Below are 16,263 nucleotides of genomic sequence, written 5' to 3'. Positions count from 1 at the left end.
GAGACTCTGCCCACCATGAAGCCGATTCTGCAAAACCTCGCCGACATGACCGCGCACCGCGACCACGTGCGCCTGGAAGTCTCTGTGCTCTCTACCCTGCAGCAGCTCAGCAGCGTCAGCGACGTGCGCGCGCTCGAAATTTTCAACGACGCCGGCGTGCCCAGTCTGCGCCCACGCACCTGGCTCGCCGAGGGCAGATTCGTCTCGACGCGCACGAGCGCCAGCACCGATCCCCGGCGCGAACCTTTGGCCCACTACCCCGCACTCAGCGAGTGCATAGCCGACCGGCGCGACAGCGCCATGGCTTCGCTGCGTCGCGGCAACTACACGCTCTGGCTGCCAGTGTGGATGCAGGACAAGGTCAGCACCTGCCTCGAAGTGACGCAGACGCGCCCCTTTTCCACGCACAAGCTCGACGTCATCAAAGGCATTTTTCAGGTCTACAAAAACTACCAGAGTCTGCTCGAATACAGCGAGCGCGACGCCCTCACAGGCTTGCTCAATCGCAAGACCTTCGACGAGCAGTTTTCCCAGCTCATCGCGCCCACCGAATTGGTGGCTGACGCGGGCCTTGCGCCGCTGTATCCCGATGCCCCGGACGCTGGCGCAACCGAAGCGTTGCAGCAATGGCTGGCACTCGTCGATATCGACAACTTCAAGCAGATCAACGACCGTTTCGGCCACCTTTTCGGCGACGAAGTGCTGATCCTCGTGGCCAACCTGCTGCGCAAGTCCTTTCGCAGCGAAGACCGGATTTTCCGCTTCGGTGGTGAGGAATTCGTCGTGCTGCTGCGCTCGATCACACTCCCCACGGCGCGCAAGGTGCTCGAACGCTTTCGCGCGGCGGTGCAGGAATACACCTTCCCGCAGATCGGTCATATCACCGTGAGCATAGGCTTCGTCGGCGCCGACAAAGGCGCGCCTGTCGAGGTGCTGGGCCTGGCCGACCAGGCGCTTTACTACGCCAAGGAACATGGACGCAACCAGGTCCGCTACTACGACGATCTCGTCGCACAGGGGCTGCTGCAAGCCAAGGTCGCGCACGACGACGTCGAATTGTTCTGATACCCAGCCCCTCAAAGATACGGGGCTGTTTACCCGCCTGCCCCAACCTACAGCAGGGGCATGGAAGCTGCGCCACAATCCGCGCCATGTCTGTCACCCAAGCCTACGCCCACGCTGACGCACCCGCCGACCCGCTCGCGCTGCGCGCGTCCGGCTTCGCTGCACTCGGCCCGGGTTTTTATGCCGCACAGGCGCCCACACCGCTGCCCGCGCCGTACTGGGTGGCATCGAGCGCCCACGTCGCGCGCCTGCTGGGTCTGGACGTCGATACCTGGCGCAACGACGCAGCGCTACAGCTGTTGAGCGGCAACCGGATGCGCGCGGACACGCCTGCCATCGCCACGGTCTACAGCGGACACCAGTTCGGCGTCTGGGCCGGGCAACTTGGCGACGGGCGCGCGCTGCTGCTCGGCGAAAGCGCGCAAGGGCTCGAAGTGCAGCTCAAAGGCGCGGGACGCACGCCGTATTCGCGCATGGGCGACGGCCGCGCCGTGCTGCGCTCGAGCATCCGCGAATTCTTGTGCAGCGAGGCCATGCACGGCCTGGGCATTGCGACCACACGGGCGCTGTGCCTCACGGGCTCGCCCGCGCCCGTGCGCCGCGAGACGCTGGAGACCGCCGCCGTGCTCACGCGCGTGGCGCCGAGCTTCGTGCGCTTCGGGCACTTCGAGCATTTCTATGCCCAAGGACTGCAAAAAGACCGTTACGAATCCCTGCGCGCCCTCGCTGACCACGTGATCGCGCGCCATTACCCGGAGTGCCGCGCGCCCGCACACACACCCGCTCAGACCTATGCAGCGCTGCTGCGCGCCGTGAGCGAGCGCACGGCGGCGCTGCTCGCACAATGGCAGGCCGTGGGTTTTTGCCACGGTGTGATGAACACCGACAACATGAGCATCCTGGGCCTGACGCTGGACTATGGCCCGTTCCAGTTCCTCGACCACTTCGACCCCGGCCACGTCTGCAACCACAGCGACACCGCAGGCCGCTATGCCTTTCACCGCCAGCCCGCCATCGCCCATTGGAACCTGGGCTGCCTCGCGCAGGCCCTGCTGCCGCTGCTCGCTGACGAAGGCCAAGCCGTCGCGGCGCTGCAGAGCTTTCAGCCCACGTTCACGCGCGAATTCCTGCGTCGCATGGCGGACAAGCTGGGGCTGGGCGCAGATGCGGGTGCGGGTGCGCCTGACGGCAACCCTGATCTGGCTGCGCTCGTCGGCCAATTGCTGCAGCTGCTCGCAGCCCAGCGCGTCGATTACCCGATTTTCTGGCGGCGTCTGTCGCACGCCGTCGCCAGCGGCGACTTCGAGCCCGTCGCTGCCTTGTTTGCCGAGCGCAGCGGCTGGGAGCGTTGGCTGCTCTCATACCAAGAGCAGCTAGCGCAGGTAGATCAAGCGCAAGCGGCCGATTTGATGCTCAAAACCAACCCAAAGTTCGTGCTGCGCAACCACCTGGCGGAGCAGGTCATCCGCGCCGCCCAGCAAGGCGACTTCACCCCCTTGCGCACCCTGCAGACGCTGCTCGAAAATCCCTTCGCCGAGCACCCAGGCCACGAAGCCTGGGCCGACTTCCCGCCCGACTGGGCCGCATCCATCACCGTCAGTTGTTCCTCATGAGCTTCCCGATCCAGAAAACCGAGGCCGAGTGGCGCGCGCTGCTCGCGCAAAAAGGCGCCGAGCCGCTCGCCTTCGAAGTCACGCGCCATGCGGCCACCGAGCGCCCGTTCACAGGCAAGTACGAGGCGCATTGGGCCGATGGCAGCTACCACTGCATCTGCTGCGGGGCCAAGTTGTTCGACTCCGCCACCAAATTCGACGCCGGCTGCGGCTGGCCGAGCTTTTGGCAAGCCGTTCCCGGCGCCATCGTCGAGCGCATAGACCGCAGCCACGGCATGGTGCGCACCGAAACCTTGTGTGCACGATGCGGCGCTCATTTGGGTCATTTGTTTGAAGACGGCCCGGCGCCGACCGGTCTGCGCTACTGCATGAACTCTGCCGCGCTCGACTTCGACGCCGACAACGCCGCCCGGAAAGAAGCCGACAATACCTGATTTGCACGGCGAGACGCCGCGGGCACCATGAAACTCCTGATCGACTTCTTTCCTATCTTCCTGTTTTTCGCCGCGTTCAAGCTCTGGGGCATTTTCACGGCCACGGCGGTTGCCATTGCTGCGACCGTGCTGCAAATCGGCTACCTGCGCTGGCGCCACGGCAAGATCGAGCCCATGCAGTGGGTCAATCTGGGCATCATCGTGCTGTTCGGCGGCGCCACGCTGCTCGCGCACGACGAGGCCTTCATCAAATGGAAGCCCACCGCGCTCTACTGGTTCATGGGCGGTGCGCTGCTGCTCGGGCAGATGGTTTTTCGCAAAAACCTGCTGCAATGGCTGCTAGGCAGCCAACTCGAGTTGCCCGACCCGGTCTGGCGCACCATGAACTGGGCCTGGGCCACATTTTTTGGCTGCATGGGGGCTTTGAACCTCTGGATAGCGTATCGTTTCGAAACCAGCATCTGGGTCAACTTCAAGCTCTTTGGCGGGCTGGGGCTGATGTTCCTGTTCGCACTTGGTCAGGCCCTTTATTTGAGCCGTTTCATCAAAGAACCCCCGGGCACCGATAGCCCCAAGCCATGAGCCCACGATGCAGACCATAGTCCCTACGGCACAAGCCCTGGCCGAGTGCCTGCGCGGCAGACTTGAGCCGACCCATCTCGAAGTGATCGACGAGAGCGCCGCGCATGCGGGCCACTCCGGCGCAAATGCCAGCGGCATGGGCACACACTTTCGGGTGCGCATTGCGGCGCCCGTCTTTGCGGGCAAAAGCCGTGTGGCGCAGCATCGGCTTGTGTATGATGCGCTGCAGAGTTTCATGGTGCAGGGCGTGCATGCCTTGGCCATTGAGATTCTTTGACTTCCCTTCCCCCCGACGTTTTGACGTTTCTTTTCTCTTTGCCGGCCATGCGCCGGCCTGTTCACCACTTTGGTATTCCCATGAAGAAAAGCCTTTTGTCCGGCCTCGTGGCCGCTGCCGTGCTGGGTGCAACAACCCTGCCCGTTTTTGCGCAAAACATTGCCATCGTCAATGGCAAACCCGTCCCCAAAGAGCGGGTCGAGGTGTTCAAACAACAAATCGAGCGCGCAGGCCGACCCATCACGCCCGAGCTCGAAAACCAGATCAAAGAAGAAGTGATCGCGCGTGAAATTTTCATGCAAGAGGCGCAAAAGCGCGGTCTCGATGCCACGCCGGATTTCAAGACACAAATGGAATTGGCGCGCCAGTCGATCCTGATTCGAGAACTGTTTGCCGATTACCAGAAAAAGAACCCCGTCACGGACGCCGAAATCAAGGCTGAATACGACAAATTCGTGGCGGCGAATACTGGTAAGGAATACAAGGCCAGCCACATCCTCGTCGACAAAGAGTCCGACGCCAAGGCCATCATCGCGGCCCTCAAAAAAGGAGCGAAGTTCGAAGACCTTGCCAAGAAACAATCCAAAGATCCAGGTTCTGCTGCACGTGGTGGCAGCTTGGACTGGGCCAATCCGTCCAGCTACGTGAGCGAATTTACCGAAGCGCTGGTCAAGCTGAACAAGGGCAAGATCACAGAGACGCCGGTTAAAACACAATTCGGCTGGCACGTGATCCGCCTCGATGACGTGCGCGAAGCACAATTGCCCAAGCTCGAAGACATCAAGCCGCAAATCGCCCAGCAATTGCAGCAGCAAAAGCTCGCCAAATTCCAAGAAGAATTGCGCAGCAAAGCCAAGGTGGAATAAGGCAGTGCCGGTGCGCGGCGGCCTTGCCATACCGCCTGCCGCACACCGCACATGCAAGAAAAAAGCCCCTTGTTGCGGGGCTTTTTTCTTGGCGGCAAAACGGCAGAACCGTTGAATGCCTTACTGGGCGTCGGTGCGACGAGTACCGACCACTTCGATTTCCACGCGACGATTCTTGGCGCGGCCTTCTTTGGTGCGGTTGTCGGCGATGGGCTGCTTTTCACCCTTGCCTTCGGTGTAGATGCGGTTCTTGTCGATGCCCTTGGACACCAAATAAGCCTTGACCGCTGCGGCACGACGCTCCGAGAGCTTTTGGTTGTAAGCATCAGAGCCAATCCAATCGGTATGGCCGACGGCGATGACCACCTCGAGATTGATGTCCTTGATCTTGGATACCAGATCATCGAGCGTGGCCTTGCCCTGCGGCTTGAGAACGGCCTTATCGAAATCGAAGAATGTATCAGCCGCATAGGTCACTTTCGAAGCGGTGACCGGTGCAGGGGCTGGGGCAGGTGCAGGTGCCGGAGCGGGGGTCGCCTCGGATGCTGCCGCCACAGGGGCGGGCTCCGGCGGCTTGATAGCGCCGTCGCACCGTGGATCGGCCGTTGCGGGCGTCCAGTTGGCATTGCGCCAGCACAATTCATTCGTACCGTTCTTCCACACCAACTCGCCGGTGCCGTTCTTCCAGTTGTCCGAGGATTGGGCGCTCACGGCGGTTGCGAGTGCTGCAGAGGCAAACAGTATTGCTACTTTGTTCAGTTTCTTCATGGTTCTCCTCTTTGGGGAAAAAGCCGCAGCCGCGCTGCGAGATATAGGAACTATGGAACGTCTTTGATGACCACCACCAAAACGCTGAGTTCATTGTGCCATACGTAGCGGGCCTGTCGCAGGCTTGTAAGCGCTGGCAAAGGACACAAAAGCAGCTTCTGCGCGATGTGTTGCGCTATCGCTACATGACCTTGCACCTAAAATGCGCCATCGAATTCCGTCACAGCCGTCGCACCTGCCGCCTTCATGAATCCGTTTGCCAAAGAAACCCTGCCGATCAGCCTCGAAGAAGAAATGCGGCGCAGCTACCTCGACTACGCGATGAGCGTGATCGTGGGCCGCGCCCTGCCGGACGCGCGCGACGGCCTCAAGCCCGTGCACCGGCGCGTGCTCTACGCCATGCACGAGCTTGGCAACGACTGGAACCGGCCCTACAAAAAATCGGCCCGCATCGTCGGTGACGTGATCGGTAAATACCACCCGCACGGCGACTCTGCGGTGTACGACACCATCGTGCGCATGGCGCAGGACTTTTCGCTGCGCCACATGCTGGTCGATGGCCAGGGCAACTTCGGCTCGGTCGATGGTGACAACGCGGCCGCGATGCGCTACACCGAGATCCGCCTGGCAAAAATCGCGCACGAGATGCTCGCCGACATCGACAAGGAAACGGTCGATTTCGGCCCCAACTACGACGGCAGCGAAAAAGAGCCGCTGGTGCTGCCGAGCAAGTTGCCCAATCTGCTCGTCAACGGCTCGGCTGGCATCGCCGTGGGCATGGCGACCAACATCCCGCCACACAATCTGAACGAAGTGATCGACGCCTGTCTGCACCTGCTGCAGCACCCCGAGGCCACGATCGACGAGCTGATGGAGATCATCCCCGCTCCGGACTTCCCCACCGCGGGCATCATCTACGGCATCAACGGCGTCAAAGAGGGTTATCGCACCGGACGCGGCAAGGTGGTGATGCGCGCCAAGTGCCACTTCGAAGACATAGACCGCGGCCAGCGCCAGGCCATCGTGGTCGATGAGCTGCCCTACCAGGTCAACAAAAAGACGCTGCAAGAGCGCATGGCCGAACTCGTGCACGAGAAAAAGCTCGATGGCATCAGCCACATCCAGGACGAGTCCGACAAATCCGGCATGCGTCTGGTGATCGAGCTCAAGCGCGGCGAAGTGCCCGAGGTGGTGCTCAACAACCTCTACAAGCAGACGCAGCTGCAGGACACCTTCGGCATCAACATGGTGGCGCTGGTCGATGGCCAGCCGCGGCTGTGCAACCTCAAGGAGTTGATCGAGGTCTTTTTGCAGCATCGCCGCGAAGTGGTCACGCGCCGCACGGTGTTCGAGCTGCGCAAGGCGCGCGAGCGCGGCCACGTGCTCGAAGGCCTGGCCGTAGCGCTCGCGAACATCGACGAGTTCATCCGCATCATCCGCGAGTCGCCCACGCCGCCGGTGGCCAAGAGCGAGCTCATGGCGCGCAGCTGGGACAGCCAGCTCGTGCGCCAGATGCTCACGCGCGCCCGCGAAGACGGCAGCGTGGTGAACGCCGACGACTACCGCCCCGAAGGGCTGGAGCGCGCCTTCGGCATGCAGGCCGACGGGCTGTACCGCCTGTCGGAGACGCAGGCGCAGGAAATCCTGCAAATGCGCCTGCAGCGCCTCACGGGCCTGGAGCAGGACAAGATCGTGGCCGAATACAAGGAAGTGATGGCGGCGATCGAAGACCTGCTCGACATCCTCGCCCGGCCCGAGCGCGTCTCGGCCATCATGGGCGAGGAGCTCGCGACGCTCAAACAGGAGTTCGGCCAGACCAAGCTCGGCGCACGCCGCAGCGTGATCGAATACAGCGCGCAAGACCTCTCGACCGAAGACCTGATCACGCCCACCGACATGGTGGTCACGCTGAGCCACGCGGGCTACATCAAGGCGCAGCCGTTGTCGGAATACCGCGCGCAAAAACGCGGCGGGCGCGGCAAACTGGCCACGGCGACCAAAGAGGACGACTGGATAGACCAGCTCTTCATCGCCAACACGCACGACTACATTCTGTGCTTTTCCAACCGCGGGCGGCTGTATTGGCTCAAGGTATGGGAAGTGCCTACGGGATCGCGCGGCTCGCGCGGGCGGCCCATCGTGAACATGTTTCCGCTCGCCGAGGGCGAAAAAATCAACGTCGTCTTGCCGCTCACGGGGGACGCACGCAGCTTCCCCGAGGACCGCTACGTGTTCATGGCCACGAGCATGGGCACTGTCAAAAAAACTGCGCTGTCTGAATTCAGCAACCCGCGCAAGGCCGGCATCATCGCGGTCGATCTCGACGAGGGTGACTTTCTCGTCGGCGCCGCGCTCACCGACGGCAAGCACGACGTGATGCTGTTTTCCGACGGCGGCAAGGCCGTGCGCTTCGACGAAAACGACGTGCGCCCCATGGGCCGCAACGCGCGCGGCGTGCGCGGCATGCAGCTCGAGGAAGGCCAGCGCGTAATCGCCATGCTCGTGGCCGAGGACGAAACGCAGAGCGTGCTCACCGCGACCGAAAACGGCTACGGCAAACGCACGCCAATCACCGAATACACACGCCACGGCCGCGGCACCAAGGGCATGATCGCGATCCAGCAAAGTGAGCGCAATGGCAAGGTCGTGGCCGCGACGCTGGTGCGCCCCGACGACGAGATCATGCTCATCACCGACACCGGTGTGCTCGTGCGCACGCGCGTAAGTGAAATCCGCGAGCTCGGCCGCGCCACGCAAGGGGTGACGCTGATCGCGCTCGACGCAGGCGCCAAGCTCATCGGCCTGCAGCGCATCGTCGAAAACGACGCACAGGCCGGTGGCGGCGATGCTGGGGACGCTGACGATGCAGACGCGGGTGACGATTCCGCCTGAAGCCTATGCTATTGAATGAAGAGCTGCTTGCGCTTGATACATCTGCGCTAATGCCCTTTTTTTCTTATAAACCATGAAGCGCCCTTACAACTTTTCCGCCGGCCCTGCGACCATGCCCGTCGAGGTGCTGGAACAAGCCGCGGCCGAGATGCTCGACTGGCACGGCTGCGGCATGGGTGTGATGGAGATGAGCCACCGCGGCCAGGAGTTCATCGCTATCTACGAGCAGGCCGAGGCCGACTTGCGTGCGCTGCTCGCCGTGCCCGCGCACTTTCGCATCCTGTTCATGCAAGGCGGCGGACTCGCGCAGAACGCCATCGTGCCGCTGAACCTCTCGCGCGCTGGGGTGGTGGACTTCGTCGTCACGGGCAGCTGGAGTCAGAAGTCCGAACGCGAGGCGCACAAGTACGCGAGCGAAGTGAACATCGTCGCATCCAGCGCGGACAGCGGTTTCACCACCGTGCCGCCGCCCGCGAGCTGGGCGCTGAGCCGCGGCGCGAGCTACGTGCACCTGTGCAGCAACGAGACCATCCACGGCGTGGAGTTTCAGGAGTTGCCCGACCTGCGCCAGCTCGGCAGCGAGGCGCCGCTGGTGATCGACTTCTCTTCGCACGTGGCCTCGCGCAGCGTCGATTGGTCGCGCGTCGGGCTTGCCTTTGCGGGCGCGCAGAAAAACCTCGGCCCCGCGGGTTTGACCATCGTGGTGGTGCGCGAAGACCTGCTGGGCCACGCGCTGCCCGTGTGCCCGAGCGCCTTCGACTTGCGCAACGTGGCCGAGCACCAGTCGATGTTCAACACCCCGCCGACCTGGGGCATTTACGTCGCAGGGCTGGTGTTCCAGTGGATTTTGCGCCAGCGCGAAGGCGCGCTCAGCGGCGTGGCCGCGCTCGAGCAGCGCAACATCGCCAAGGCTGCACTGCTCTACGACACCATCGACAAGTCGCAGCTGTACTACAACAAAGTCGCGCCACACTGCCGCTCGCGTATGAACGTCCCCTTCTTCCTGCGCGACGAGAGCCGCAACGAGGCCTTTTTGGCCGGCGCGCGCGCGCACGGTCTGCTGCAGCTCAAAGGCCACAAATCGGTGGGCGGCATGCGCGCGAGCCTCTACAACGCCATGCCACTCGAAGGGGTGCAGGCGCTGGTCGACTACATGCAAGAATTTGAACGCACGCAGGCCTGAACCTGCCGGTACGCCCCTTTCCATTCCATGACCGAACCCCAAGCTTCCCCTGAACTCGCCAAACTGCGTGCGCAGATCGACGCCATTGACCAGGAACTGCTCTCCTTGCTGAACCGCCGCGCGCTCGTGGCCGAGCAGGTCGGTGAGGTCAAAAAGCGCGAAGGCACGCCGTTTTTCCGCCCCGACCGCGTGGCGCAGGTCATCGAGAAGATGCAAAACGCCAACCCCGGCCCGCTCAAAGGGGCGCACGTGGCCGCCATCTGGCGCGAGATCATGTCCGCCTGCCTCGCGCTCGAGGCGCCGCAGCGCGTGGCCGTGCTCGGCCCCGAAGGCACGTTCTGCGAACAGGCCGCAATCGAATTCTTCGGCGGCGCGGCCGACCTGATGTATTGCGCCACCTTCGACGAAGTGTTCCACGCCACGGCCGCAGGCAGCGCGCAATTCGGCGTCGTGGGCGTGGAAAACTCCACCGAAGGCGTGGTCGCGCGCTCGCTCGACCTGTTCTTGCACTCGCCCACGCACATCGTCGGCGAGGTCAGCCTGCTGGTGCGGCACAACCTCATGCGCACGCTCAATTCGCTCGACGGCATCGAGGCCGTGCTCGCGCATCCGCAGGCGCTGGCGCAGTGCCACGCCTGGCTCGCCAAGCATCTGCCGCACGCCGAACGCCGGCCGGTGTCGAGCAACGCCGAGGGCGCGCGCCTGGCCAGCACCAACCCGGCCTGGGCTGCGCTCTCGAGCGAGCGCGCGGCCGCGCAGTTTGGCCTCTACATCGTCGCGCACGCGATCCAGGACGACGCCTACAACCGCACGCGCTTTGCCGTCATCTGCCTGCCGCACACGCTCGACATGCCGCCCCCTTCAGGCAAGGACTGCACCAGCCTGGTCGTCTCGGTGCCCAACCGCCCGGGCGCGGTGCACGACCTGCTCGTGCCGCTCAAGACGCACGGCGTCTCGATGACGCGCTTCGAGTCGCGCCCCGCGCGCACCGGCCATTGGGAGTATTACTTTTACATCGACCTCGACGGCCATCCATCGCAGCCACACGTGGCGCGTGCTCTCGAGGAATTGCGTGGGCTCTGCGCGTTCTACAAAATGCTCGGCGCTTACCCCGTGGCAGGTTGAGGAGTCACCATGTTCAAACAACTCGGTTTGATCGGCTGCGGTCTCATGGGTGGCTCGTTTGCACTGGCGATGAAGCAAGCCGGGCTGGTACGGCGCGTGGTCGGCTATAGCAAGTCGCCCTCGACCACCGAGCGCGCCTGCGAGCTCGGCGTGATCGACGTGGCAGCGCCGTCGGCGCTGCTTGCGGTGGCGGGTGCCGACTTGGTGCTGCTGGCCGTGCCCGTGGCAGCGACCGAAACCACGCTCAAATCCATCAAACACTTGGTCACGCGCGACATGCTGGTCATGGACGTGGGTTCGACCAAGGCCGACGTGGCGCAGGCTGCGCGCAGGGCGCTGGGCAGCATGGCCAGCGCTTTCGTGCCTGCGCACCCGGTCACGGGGCGCGAGGTTTCGGGCGTGGAGTTCGCCGACGCCAGCCTGTACCGTGGCTGTCAGGTGGTGCTCACGCCAACCGAACACACCGGTGACACACAGCTACGCAAAGCAGAACAACTATGGGAGGCGCTGGGATGCCAAGTACGCCAAATGTCGCCGCAAGCACACGACCAAGCCTTTGCCGCCGTGAGCCACCTGCCGCATCTGCTTGCGTTCGCCTTCATGCAAAGCATCGCCGGCCAACCCGAGGGCGACGCATTCCTTGCACTCGCGGGGCCGGGTTTTCGCGACTTCACCCGCATCGCCGCGGGTGAACCGAAGATGTGGCGTGACATTTTGCTCACCAATCGAGAGCAAGTGCTGGAACAGTCGCAGCTGTTCCAGCAGGCGCTGCATGCCTTCGAGCAGGCCATGCGCGCGGGCGACGCGCAGGCGCTCGAGGACATGCTCACGCTCGCGAGCGGCATGCGCACGCATTGGCGCATGGGCGTCGAGGGCGCGACGAGTCCCACGCCTCCCCAGTCTTGACGACGCAGCGCCGATGTACGCCACCGCTTTCCTCGACCTGCCTGCGCTCACTACCGCGGGCGGCACGGTGCAACTGCCGGGCTCCAAGAGCATCTCCAACCGCGTGCTGCTGCTTGCCGCGCTCAGCGAGGGCACGACCACCATTGACGACCTGCTCGACTCGGACGACACGCGCGTCATGCTGGCTGCGCTGCGCGACATCGGCTGCGCAGTCGAGCCGGGCGCGCAGCCGCACAGCGTGCGCATCACCGGGCTCGGCACGCACGCGCCACGTTCGCCGGCACGGCTTTTCCTCGGCAACGCAGGCACGGCCATGCGCCCGCTCACGGCGGCGTTGGCGCTGCTCGGCGGCGAGTTCGAGCTCTTTGGCGTTGCGCGCATGCACGAGCGCCCCATTGGAGATCTGGTCGATGCGCTGCGCCAGCTCGGCTGCCGCATCGATTACCTGGGCAACGAAGGCTATCCACCGCTGCGCATCGCGCACGCGCAAGGCGTGCCCGCGCTCGCGCTGCAGGCGCCGATCCGCGTGCGCGGCGACGTCTCGAGCCAGTTCCTCACCGCCCTGCTCATGGCGCTACCGCTCGTCGCCACGCAGCAGGACGTGCACATCGAGGTGCAGGGCGAGCTGATTTCCAAGCCCTACATCGCGATCACGCTGCAGCTTCTCGCGCGCTTTGGCATCGAGGTGGCGCATGAAAACTGGCAGCGCTTTACCATCCCCGCAGGCAGCCGCTACCGCTCGCCCGGCAGCATCCACGTCGAGGCCGACGCCTCATCTGCTAGCTATTTCATAGCTCTTGGCGCAATCGCAGCAAGCGCTGAGGGGCAAAATGGCATCAAAATCATGGGGCTGGGCCTGGACTCGATCCAAGGTGACATCCGCTTCGTCGAGGCCGCGCGCGCCATGGGCGCGCAGGTCACGGGCGGGCCCAACTGGCTGCAGGTACAGCGCGGCCGCTGGCCCCTGCAGGCGCTGGAGCTGGACTGCAACCACATCCCCGACGCGGCCATGACGCTCGCCGTGATGGCGCTCTACGCCGAGGGTACGACCACCTTGCGCAACATCGCGAGCTGGCGCGTCAAAGAAACCGACCGCCTCGCCGCGATGGCGACCGAGCTGCGCAAGCTCGGCGCGCAGGTCGAAGAAGGCGCGGACTTTCTGCGCATCACCGCGCCCGCACGGGCGGCCGACTGGCGCGCCGCAAGCATCCATACCTACGACGACCACCGCGTGGCCATGTGCTTTGCACTCGCGGCCTTCAACCCGGCGCGCCTGCCCGTGCGCATCGAAGACCCCAAGTGCGTGGCCAAGACCTTTCCTGATTACTTCGAGACGCTGTTCTCTGTCGTGCAGACCGCACCCCAGCACATCCCCGTGATCTGCATCGACGGCCCCACGGCCTCGGGCAAGGGCACGGTGGCGGCGCGGCTCGCGCAGCGCCTGGGCTACCACTTCCTGGACTCGGGCGCGATGTACCGTATCACGGCGCTTGCGGCGCTGCGCAGCGGTCTTGCCATTGACGCCGCGCACGAAGCGCAGATCGCGGCTCTGGCGCAGAGTTTGCCTGTGCGCTTCGAAGGCGAGCGTATCCTGTTGGGCGATGAAGATGTGAGCTCCGCCATCCGCACCGAAGAAGCCGGCATGAACGCGTCGCGCGTTTCCGCCTTGCCGGCCGTGCGCCAGGCACTCGTCGCGCTGCAGCATGGTTTTCGGCGCGTGCCCGGCCTGGTCGCCGACGGACGCGACATGGGCACCGTGATCTTCCCTGACGCCCGGCTCAAAGTCTTTCTGACTGCAAGCGTGGCCGAACGTGCCGAGCGGCGCCATAAGCAGTTGATTTCTAAAGGCTTTAATGCTAATATGCAAGACCTTCGCGCCGACCTCGAGGCGCGCGACGCACGCGACAGCACGCGCAGCGTCGCGCCTTTGCAGCCAGCGCAGGATGCCCTGGTGCTGGACAACTCCCATTTGACGATAGAGCAAACCGTCGAGCAGGTGTGGGTCTGGTGGCAGGAGCGTCAGCCCTTCGCTCTCGGTGCGCAGGGCTGATTTCGTTGCATGCCGGTTTGCAAAGCCTTGCAAATCAAGGATGCAGCTCCACTTCAACCCGCGGCCCAGCCGCACAAACGACCGCAAGCAGCCCTAAAAACGGCAGCAATGGTGCTGACGGAAACCTGTTTGCGGCAAGGAAACCCATGTCAGAATCTTTTGCCGCCCTTTTCGAAGAATCCCTGCAGCGCACGGAAATGCGTCCGGGCGAAGTCATCACCGCCGAAGTCGTGCGCGTGGAACACAACTTCGTCGTGGTCAACGCCGGACTCAAATCCGAGTCCTACATCCCGCTGGAAGAATTCAAAAACGACAAGGGCGAAGTCGAAGTCCAGGTCGGCGACTTCGTCTCGGTGGCCATCAGCTCGATCGAAAACGGCTATGGCGACACCATTCTCTCGCGCGACACGGCCAAGCGCCTGGCTTCGTGGATGAGCCTGGAGCGTGCGCTCGAAACGGGAGAATTCGTTACCGGCACGACCACCGGCAAGGTCAAGGGCGGTCTCACCGTGATGGTCAACGGCATCCGCGCCTTCCTGCCGGGCTCGCTGATCGATACGCGTCCGGTCAAAGACCTCACGCCGTACGAAAACAAGACCATGGAATTCAAGGTCATCAAGCTCGACCGCAAACGCAACAACGTGGTGCTGAGCCGCCGCGCCGTGGTCGAAGCCTCCATGGGTGAAGAGCGCGCCAAACTCATGGAAACGCTCAAAGAAGGCGCAATCGTGCACGGCGTGGTCAAGAACATCACCGAATACGGCGCTTTCGTGGACCTGGGCGGCATCGACGGTCTGCTGCACATCACCGACATGGCCTGGCGTCGCGTGCGCCACCCGAGCGAAGTGGTGCAACCGGGCCAGGAAATCACCGCCAAGGTGCTCAAGTTCGACACCGAGAAAAACCGCGTCAGCCTCGGCCTCAAGCAAATGGGCGACGACCCGTGGATGGGTGTATCGCGCCGCTACCCGGCCGGCACGCGCCTGTTCGGCAAGGTCACGAACATCGCCGACTACGGCGCTTTCGTCGAGCTCGAACCCGGTATCGAAGGTCTGGTGCACGTCTCCGAAATGGACTGGACCAACAAAAACGTCGCCCCGAGCAAAGTGGTTTCGCTCGGTGACGAAGTCGAAGTCATGGTGCTCGAAATCGACGAAGACAAGCGCCGCATCAGCCTGGGCATGAAGCAATGCAAGCCCAATCCCTGGCAAGAATTTGCGCAAAACACCAAACGTGGCGACCGCGTCAAGGGGCCCATCAAATCGATCACCGACTTCGGCGTATTCGTCGGTCTGGCCGCCGGCATCGATGGCTTGGTGCACTTGTCCGACCTGTCCTGGAACGAGCCCGGTGAATCTGCAGTGCGCAACTACAAAAAGGGCCAAGAGGTCGAAGCGGTGGTGCTCGCCGTCGATGTGGAACGCGAGCGCATCAGCCTGGGCATCAAGCAACTCGACCAAGACCCGTTCACGACCTTCGTGACCGTCAACGACAAGGGCCAGACCGTCACCGGCAAGGTCAAGTCGGTCGATGCCAAGGGCGCCGAGATCGATCTGGGGCAAGACATCGTCGGTTACCTGCGCGCCTCCGAGATTTCGCGCGACCGCGTCGATGACGCACGCAACGTGCTCAAGGAGGGCGACGAGGTCACGGCCGTCATCACCAACATCGACCGCAAGAACCGCAACATCCAGCTGTCGATCCGGCAAAAAGACATGGCCGATCAGCAAGAGGCCATGCAAAGCCTCACGCAACAGTCTGCCCGCGAAAACGCCGGCACGACCAGCCTGGGCGCCTTGCTGCGCGCCAAGCTCGACACTGCCGAAAAGTAAGCGTAAGCCGTGTAGGGTATGCGGGCGCTCTGCGTTCCAGCATGCCTTTTCTCCAATCGCGGGCGCCTAGCAGCCTGTCGGACTTTGGAATCGTCGGCTGCGAATGCGCCGCAGCGGCCCATTTTTTACCGTCTTCTTGCCCCATAGTCCCGCTATGGGGCGGCGAACCCGGCAAAAACTGGCCTCGCTGGGGCGCCTTCTCGCTTTCGACGCCCAAAGTCCGACAGGCTGCTAGTGCGCCCGTTTTTTTCTCATGCCTTATCGCTCTCAGGGGCTACGCCATGACCCGCTCAGAACTCGTCGAAGCCTTGACCGAGCGCTTCGATCAATTGACGCAACACGATGCCGAACAGGCCGTGAAGACCATCCTCGATGCGCTCGGCAACGCGCTGGTGCACGGGCAGCGCATCGAGATTCGGGGCTTTGGCAGTTTTTTCGTGAACCACCTGCCGGCCCGCATAGGACGCAATCCGCGCAGTGGCGCTGCCGTGGCCATCCCCGAGCGGCGCGTGCCGCGTTTCAAACCCGGCAAGGCCCTGCGCGAAGCCGTCGACCTGCGCCCCGCATCTGCACAGGACGGTGATGCGCTCCCGCAAAGCTCCCAAAAAAGGAGCTCTTCGGGCTCACGAAATGGGCGCTGACGCCGCAAATTCACCGCATTTGCATGTCG

Annotated in this window: 14 protein-coding genes; 13 read left to right on the top strand and 1 reads right to left on the bottom strand. The window is 63.5% G+C overall.

Annotated features, from left to right (window positions below):
- Window positions 1-15: 15 nt before the first annotated feature.
- From DFR45_RS07585 to DFR45_RS07560, 6 genes are all read left to right on the top strand, one after another.
- The gene (locus tag DFR45_RS07585) at window positions 16-1,065 is read left to right on the top strand and encodes a GGDEF domain-containing protein (RefSeq protein WP_114483105.1); all 1,050 of its coding nucleotides are present in this window, start codon (window positions 16-18) and stop codon (window positions 1,063-1,065) included.
- A gap of 86 nt (window positions 1,066-1,151) precedes the next feature.
- Window positions 1,152-2,678 (top strand): protein adenylyltransferase SelO, encoded by a 1,527-nt coding sequence (locus DFR45_RS07580; RefSeq protein ID WP_114483104.1) that lies wholly within the window; start codon window positions 1,152-1,154, stop codon window positions 2,676-2,678.
- Window positions 2,675-3,112, top strand: coding sequence for a peptide-methionine (R)-S-oxide reductase MsrB (gene msrB, locus DFR45_RS07575; protein WP_114483103.1), 438 nt, complete (start codon window positions 2,675-2,677; stop codon window positions 3,110-3,112). Before DFR45_RS07580 ends, msrB begins: the two co-directional genes overlap by 4 nt.
- Window positions 3,113-3,139: 27 nt before the next feature.
- On the top strand, window positions 3,140-3,694 hold the full coding sequence (locus tag DFR45_RS07570; protein WP_114483102.1) for a septation protein A: 555 nt from the start codon (window positions 3,140-3,142) through the stop codon (window positions 3,692-3,694).
- Window positions 3,695-3,701: 7 nt separating this feature from the next.
- On the top strand, window positions 3,702-3,971 hold the full coding sequence (locus DFR45_RS07565; protein ID WP_114483101.1) for a BolA family protein: 270 nt from the start codon (window positions 3,702-3,704) through the stop codon (window positions 3,969-3,971).
- Between the two features lie 80 nt (window positions 3,972-4,051).
- Window positions 4,052-4,837 carry a foldase protein PrsA gene (locus DFR45_RS07560; protein WP_114483100.1) on the top strand — a complete coding sequence of 262 codons (786 nt, stop codon included), beginning with the start codon at window positions 4,052-4,054 and terminating at the stop codon, window positions 4,835-4,837.
- A gap of 120 nt (window positions 4,838-4,957) precedes the next feature.
- Here DFR45_RS07560 and ompA read toward each other — a convergent pair whose 3' ends face one another.
- The gene (gene ompA / locus DFR45_RS07555) at window positions 4,958-5,605 is read right to left on the bottom strand and encodes an outer membrane protein OmpA (protein WP_114483099.1); all 648 of its coding nucleotides are present in this window, start codon (window positions 5,603-5,605) and stop codon (window positions 4,958-4,960) included.
- Window positions 5,606-5,851: 246 nt separating this feature from the next.
- On the opposite strand from ompA, the gene gyrA reads away from it, so the two are divergent.
- From gyrA to DFR45_RS07520, 7 genes are all read left to right on the top strand, one after another.
- A complete protein-coding gene (gene gyrA, locus DFR45_RS07550) occupies window positions 5,852-8,497 on the top strand; it encodes a DNA gyrase subunit A (RefSeq protein ID WP_114483098.1) in 2,646 nt (881 codons plus the stop codon).
- A 73-nt stretch (window positions 8,498-8,570) separates the two neighbouring features.
- Window positions 8,571-9,680 carry a 3-phosphoserine/phosphohydroxythreonine transaminase gene (gene serC, locus DFR45_RS07545; protein WP_114483097.1) on the top strand — a complete coding sequence of 370 codons (1,110 nt, stop codon included), beginning with the start codon at window positions 8,571-8,573 and terminating at the stop codon, window positions 9,678-9,680.
- Window positions 9,681-9,707: 27 nt separating this feature from the next.
- Window positions 9,708-10,805 (top strand): prephenate dehydratase, encoded by a 1,098-nt coding sequence (pheA, locus tag DFR45_RS07540; protein ID WP_114483096.1) that lies wholly within the window; start codon window positions 9,708-9,710, stop codon window positions 10,803-10,805.
- Between the two features lie 9 nt (window positions 10,806-10,814).
- The gene (locus DFR45_RS07535; protein WP_114483095.1) at window positions 10,815-11,711 is read left to right on the top strand and encodes a prephenate dehydrogenase; all 897 of its coding nucleotides are present in this window, start codon (window positions 10,815-10,817) and stop codon (window positions 11,709-11,711) included.
- Window positions 11,712-11,724: 13 nt separating this feature from the next.
- On the top strand, window positions 11,725-13,761 hold the full coding sequence (locus tag DFR45_RS07530; protein ID WP_114483094.1) for a bifunctional 3-phosphoshikimate 1-carboxyvinyltransferase/cytidylate kinase: 2,037 nt from the start codon (window positions 11,725-11,727) through the stop codon (window positions 13,759-13,761).
- Window positions 13,762-13,886: 125 nt separating this feature from the next.
- Window positions 13,887-15,593, top strand: a complete 1,707-nt coding sequence (gene rpsA / locus DFR45_RS07525) for a 30S ribosomal protein S1 (protein ID WP_277752672.1) — start codon at window positions 13,887-13,889, stop codon at window positions 15,591-15,593.
- Between the two features lie 281 nt (window positions 15,594-15,874).
- On the top strand, window positions 15,875-16,234 hold the full coding sequence (locus DFR45_RS07520) for an integration host factor subunit beta (RefSeq protein WP_114483092.1): 360 nt from the start codon (window positions 15,875-15,877) through the stop codon (window positions 16,232-16,234).
- Window positions 16,235-16,263 lie beyond the last annotated feature (29 nt).

Origin of the sequence: Extensimonas vulgaris (genome assembly GCF_003337425.1) — a bacterium.
Classification (GTDB): domain Bacteria; phylum Pseudomonadota; class Gammaproteobacteria; order Burkholderiales; family Burkholderiaceae_C; genus Extensimonas; species Extensimonas vulgaris.
This window is presented reverse-complemented; position numbering and strand designations above follow the sequence as displayed.

Bases quoted from the DNA above. Each gene is read 5' to 3' on its own strand.
- DFR45_RS07585 (WP_114483105.1), top strand. From the start codon at position 16: ATGAAGCCGATTCTGCAAAACCTCGCCGACATGACCGCGCACCGCGAC.
- DFR45_RS07580 (WP_114483104.1), top strand. From the start codon at position 1,152: ATGTCTGTCACCCAAGCCTACGCCCACGCTGACGCACCCGCCGACCCG.
- msrB (WP_114483103.1), top strand. From the start codon at position 2,675: ATGAGCTTCCCGATCCAGAAAACCGAGGCCGAGTGGCGCGCGCTGCTC.
- DFR45_RS07570 (WP_114483102.1), top strand. From the start codon at position 3,140: ATGAAACTCCTGATCGACTTCTTTCCTATCTTCCTGTTTTTCGCCGCG.
- DFR45_RS07565 (WP_114483101.1), top strand. From the start codon at position 3,702: ATGCAGACCATAGTCCCTACGGCACAAGCCCTGGCCGAGTGCCTGCGC.
- DFR45_RS07560 (WP_114483100.1), top strand. From the start codon at position 4,052: ATGAAGAAAAGCCTTTTGTCCGGCCTCGTGGCCGCTGCCGTGCTGGGT.
- ompA (WP_114483099.1), bottom strand. From the start codon at position 5,605: ATGAAGAAACTGAACAAAGTAGCAATACTGTTTGCCTCTGCAGCACTC.
- gyrA (WP_114483098.1), top strand. From the start codon at position 5,852: ATGAATCCGTTTGCCAAAGAAACCCTGCCGATCAGCCTCGAAGAAGAA.
- serC (WP_114483097.1), top strand. From the start codon at position 8,571: ATGAAGCGCCCTTACAACTTTTCCGCCGGCCCTGCGACCATGCCCGTC.
- pheA (WP_114483096.1), top strand. From the start codon at position 9,708: ATGACCGAACCCCAAGCTTCCCCTGAACTCGCCAAACTGCGTGCGCAG.
- DFR45_RS07535 (WP_114483095.1), top strand. From the start codon at position 10,815: ATGTTCAAACAACTCGGTTTGATCGGCTGCGGTCTCATGGGTGGCTCG.
- DFR45_RS07530 (WP_114483094.1), top strand. From the start codon at position 11,725: ATGTACGCCACCGCTTTCCTCGACCTGCCTGCGCTCACTACCGCGGGC.
- DFR45_RS07520 (WP_114483092.1), top strand. From the start codon at position 15,875: ATGACCCGCTCAGAACTCGTCGAAGCCTTGACCGAGCGCTTCGATCAA.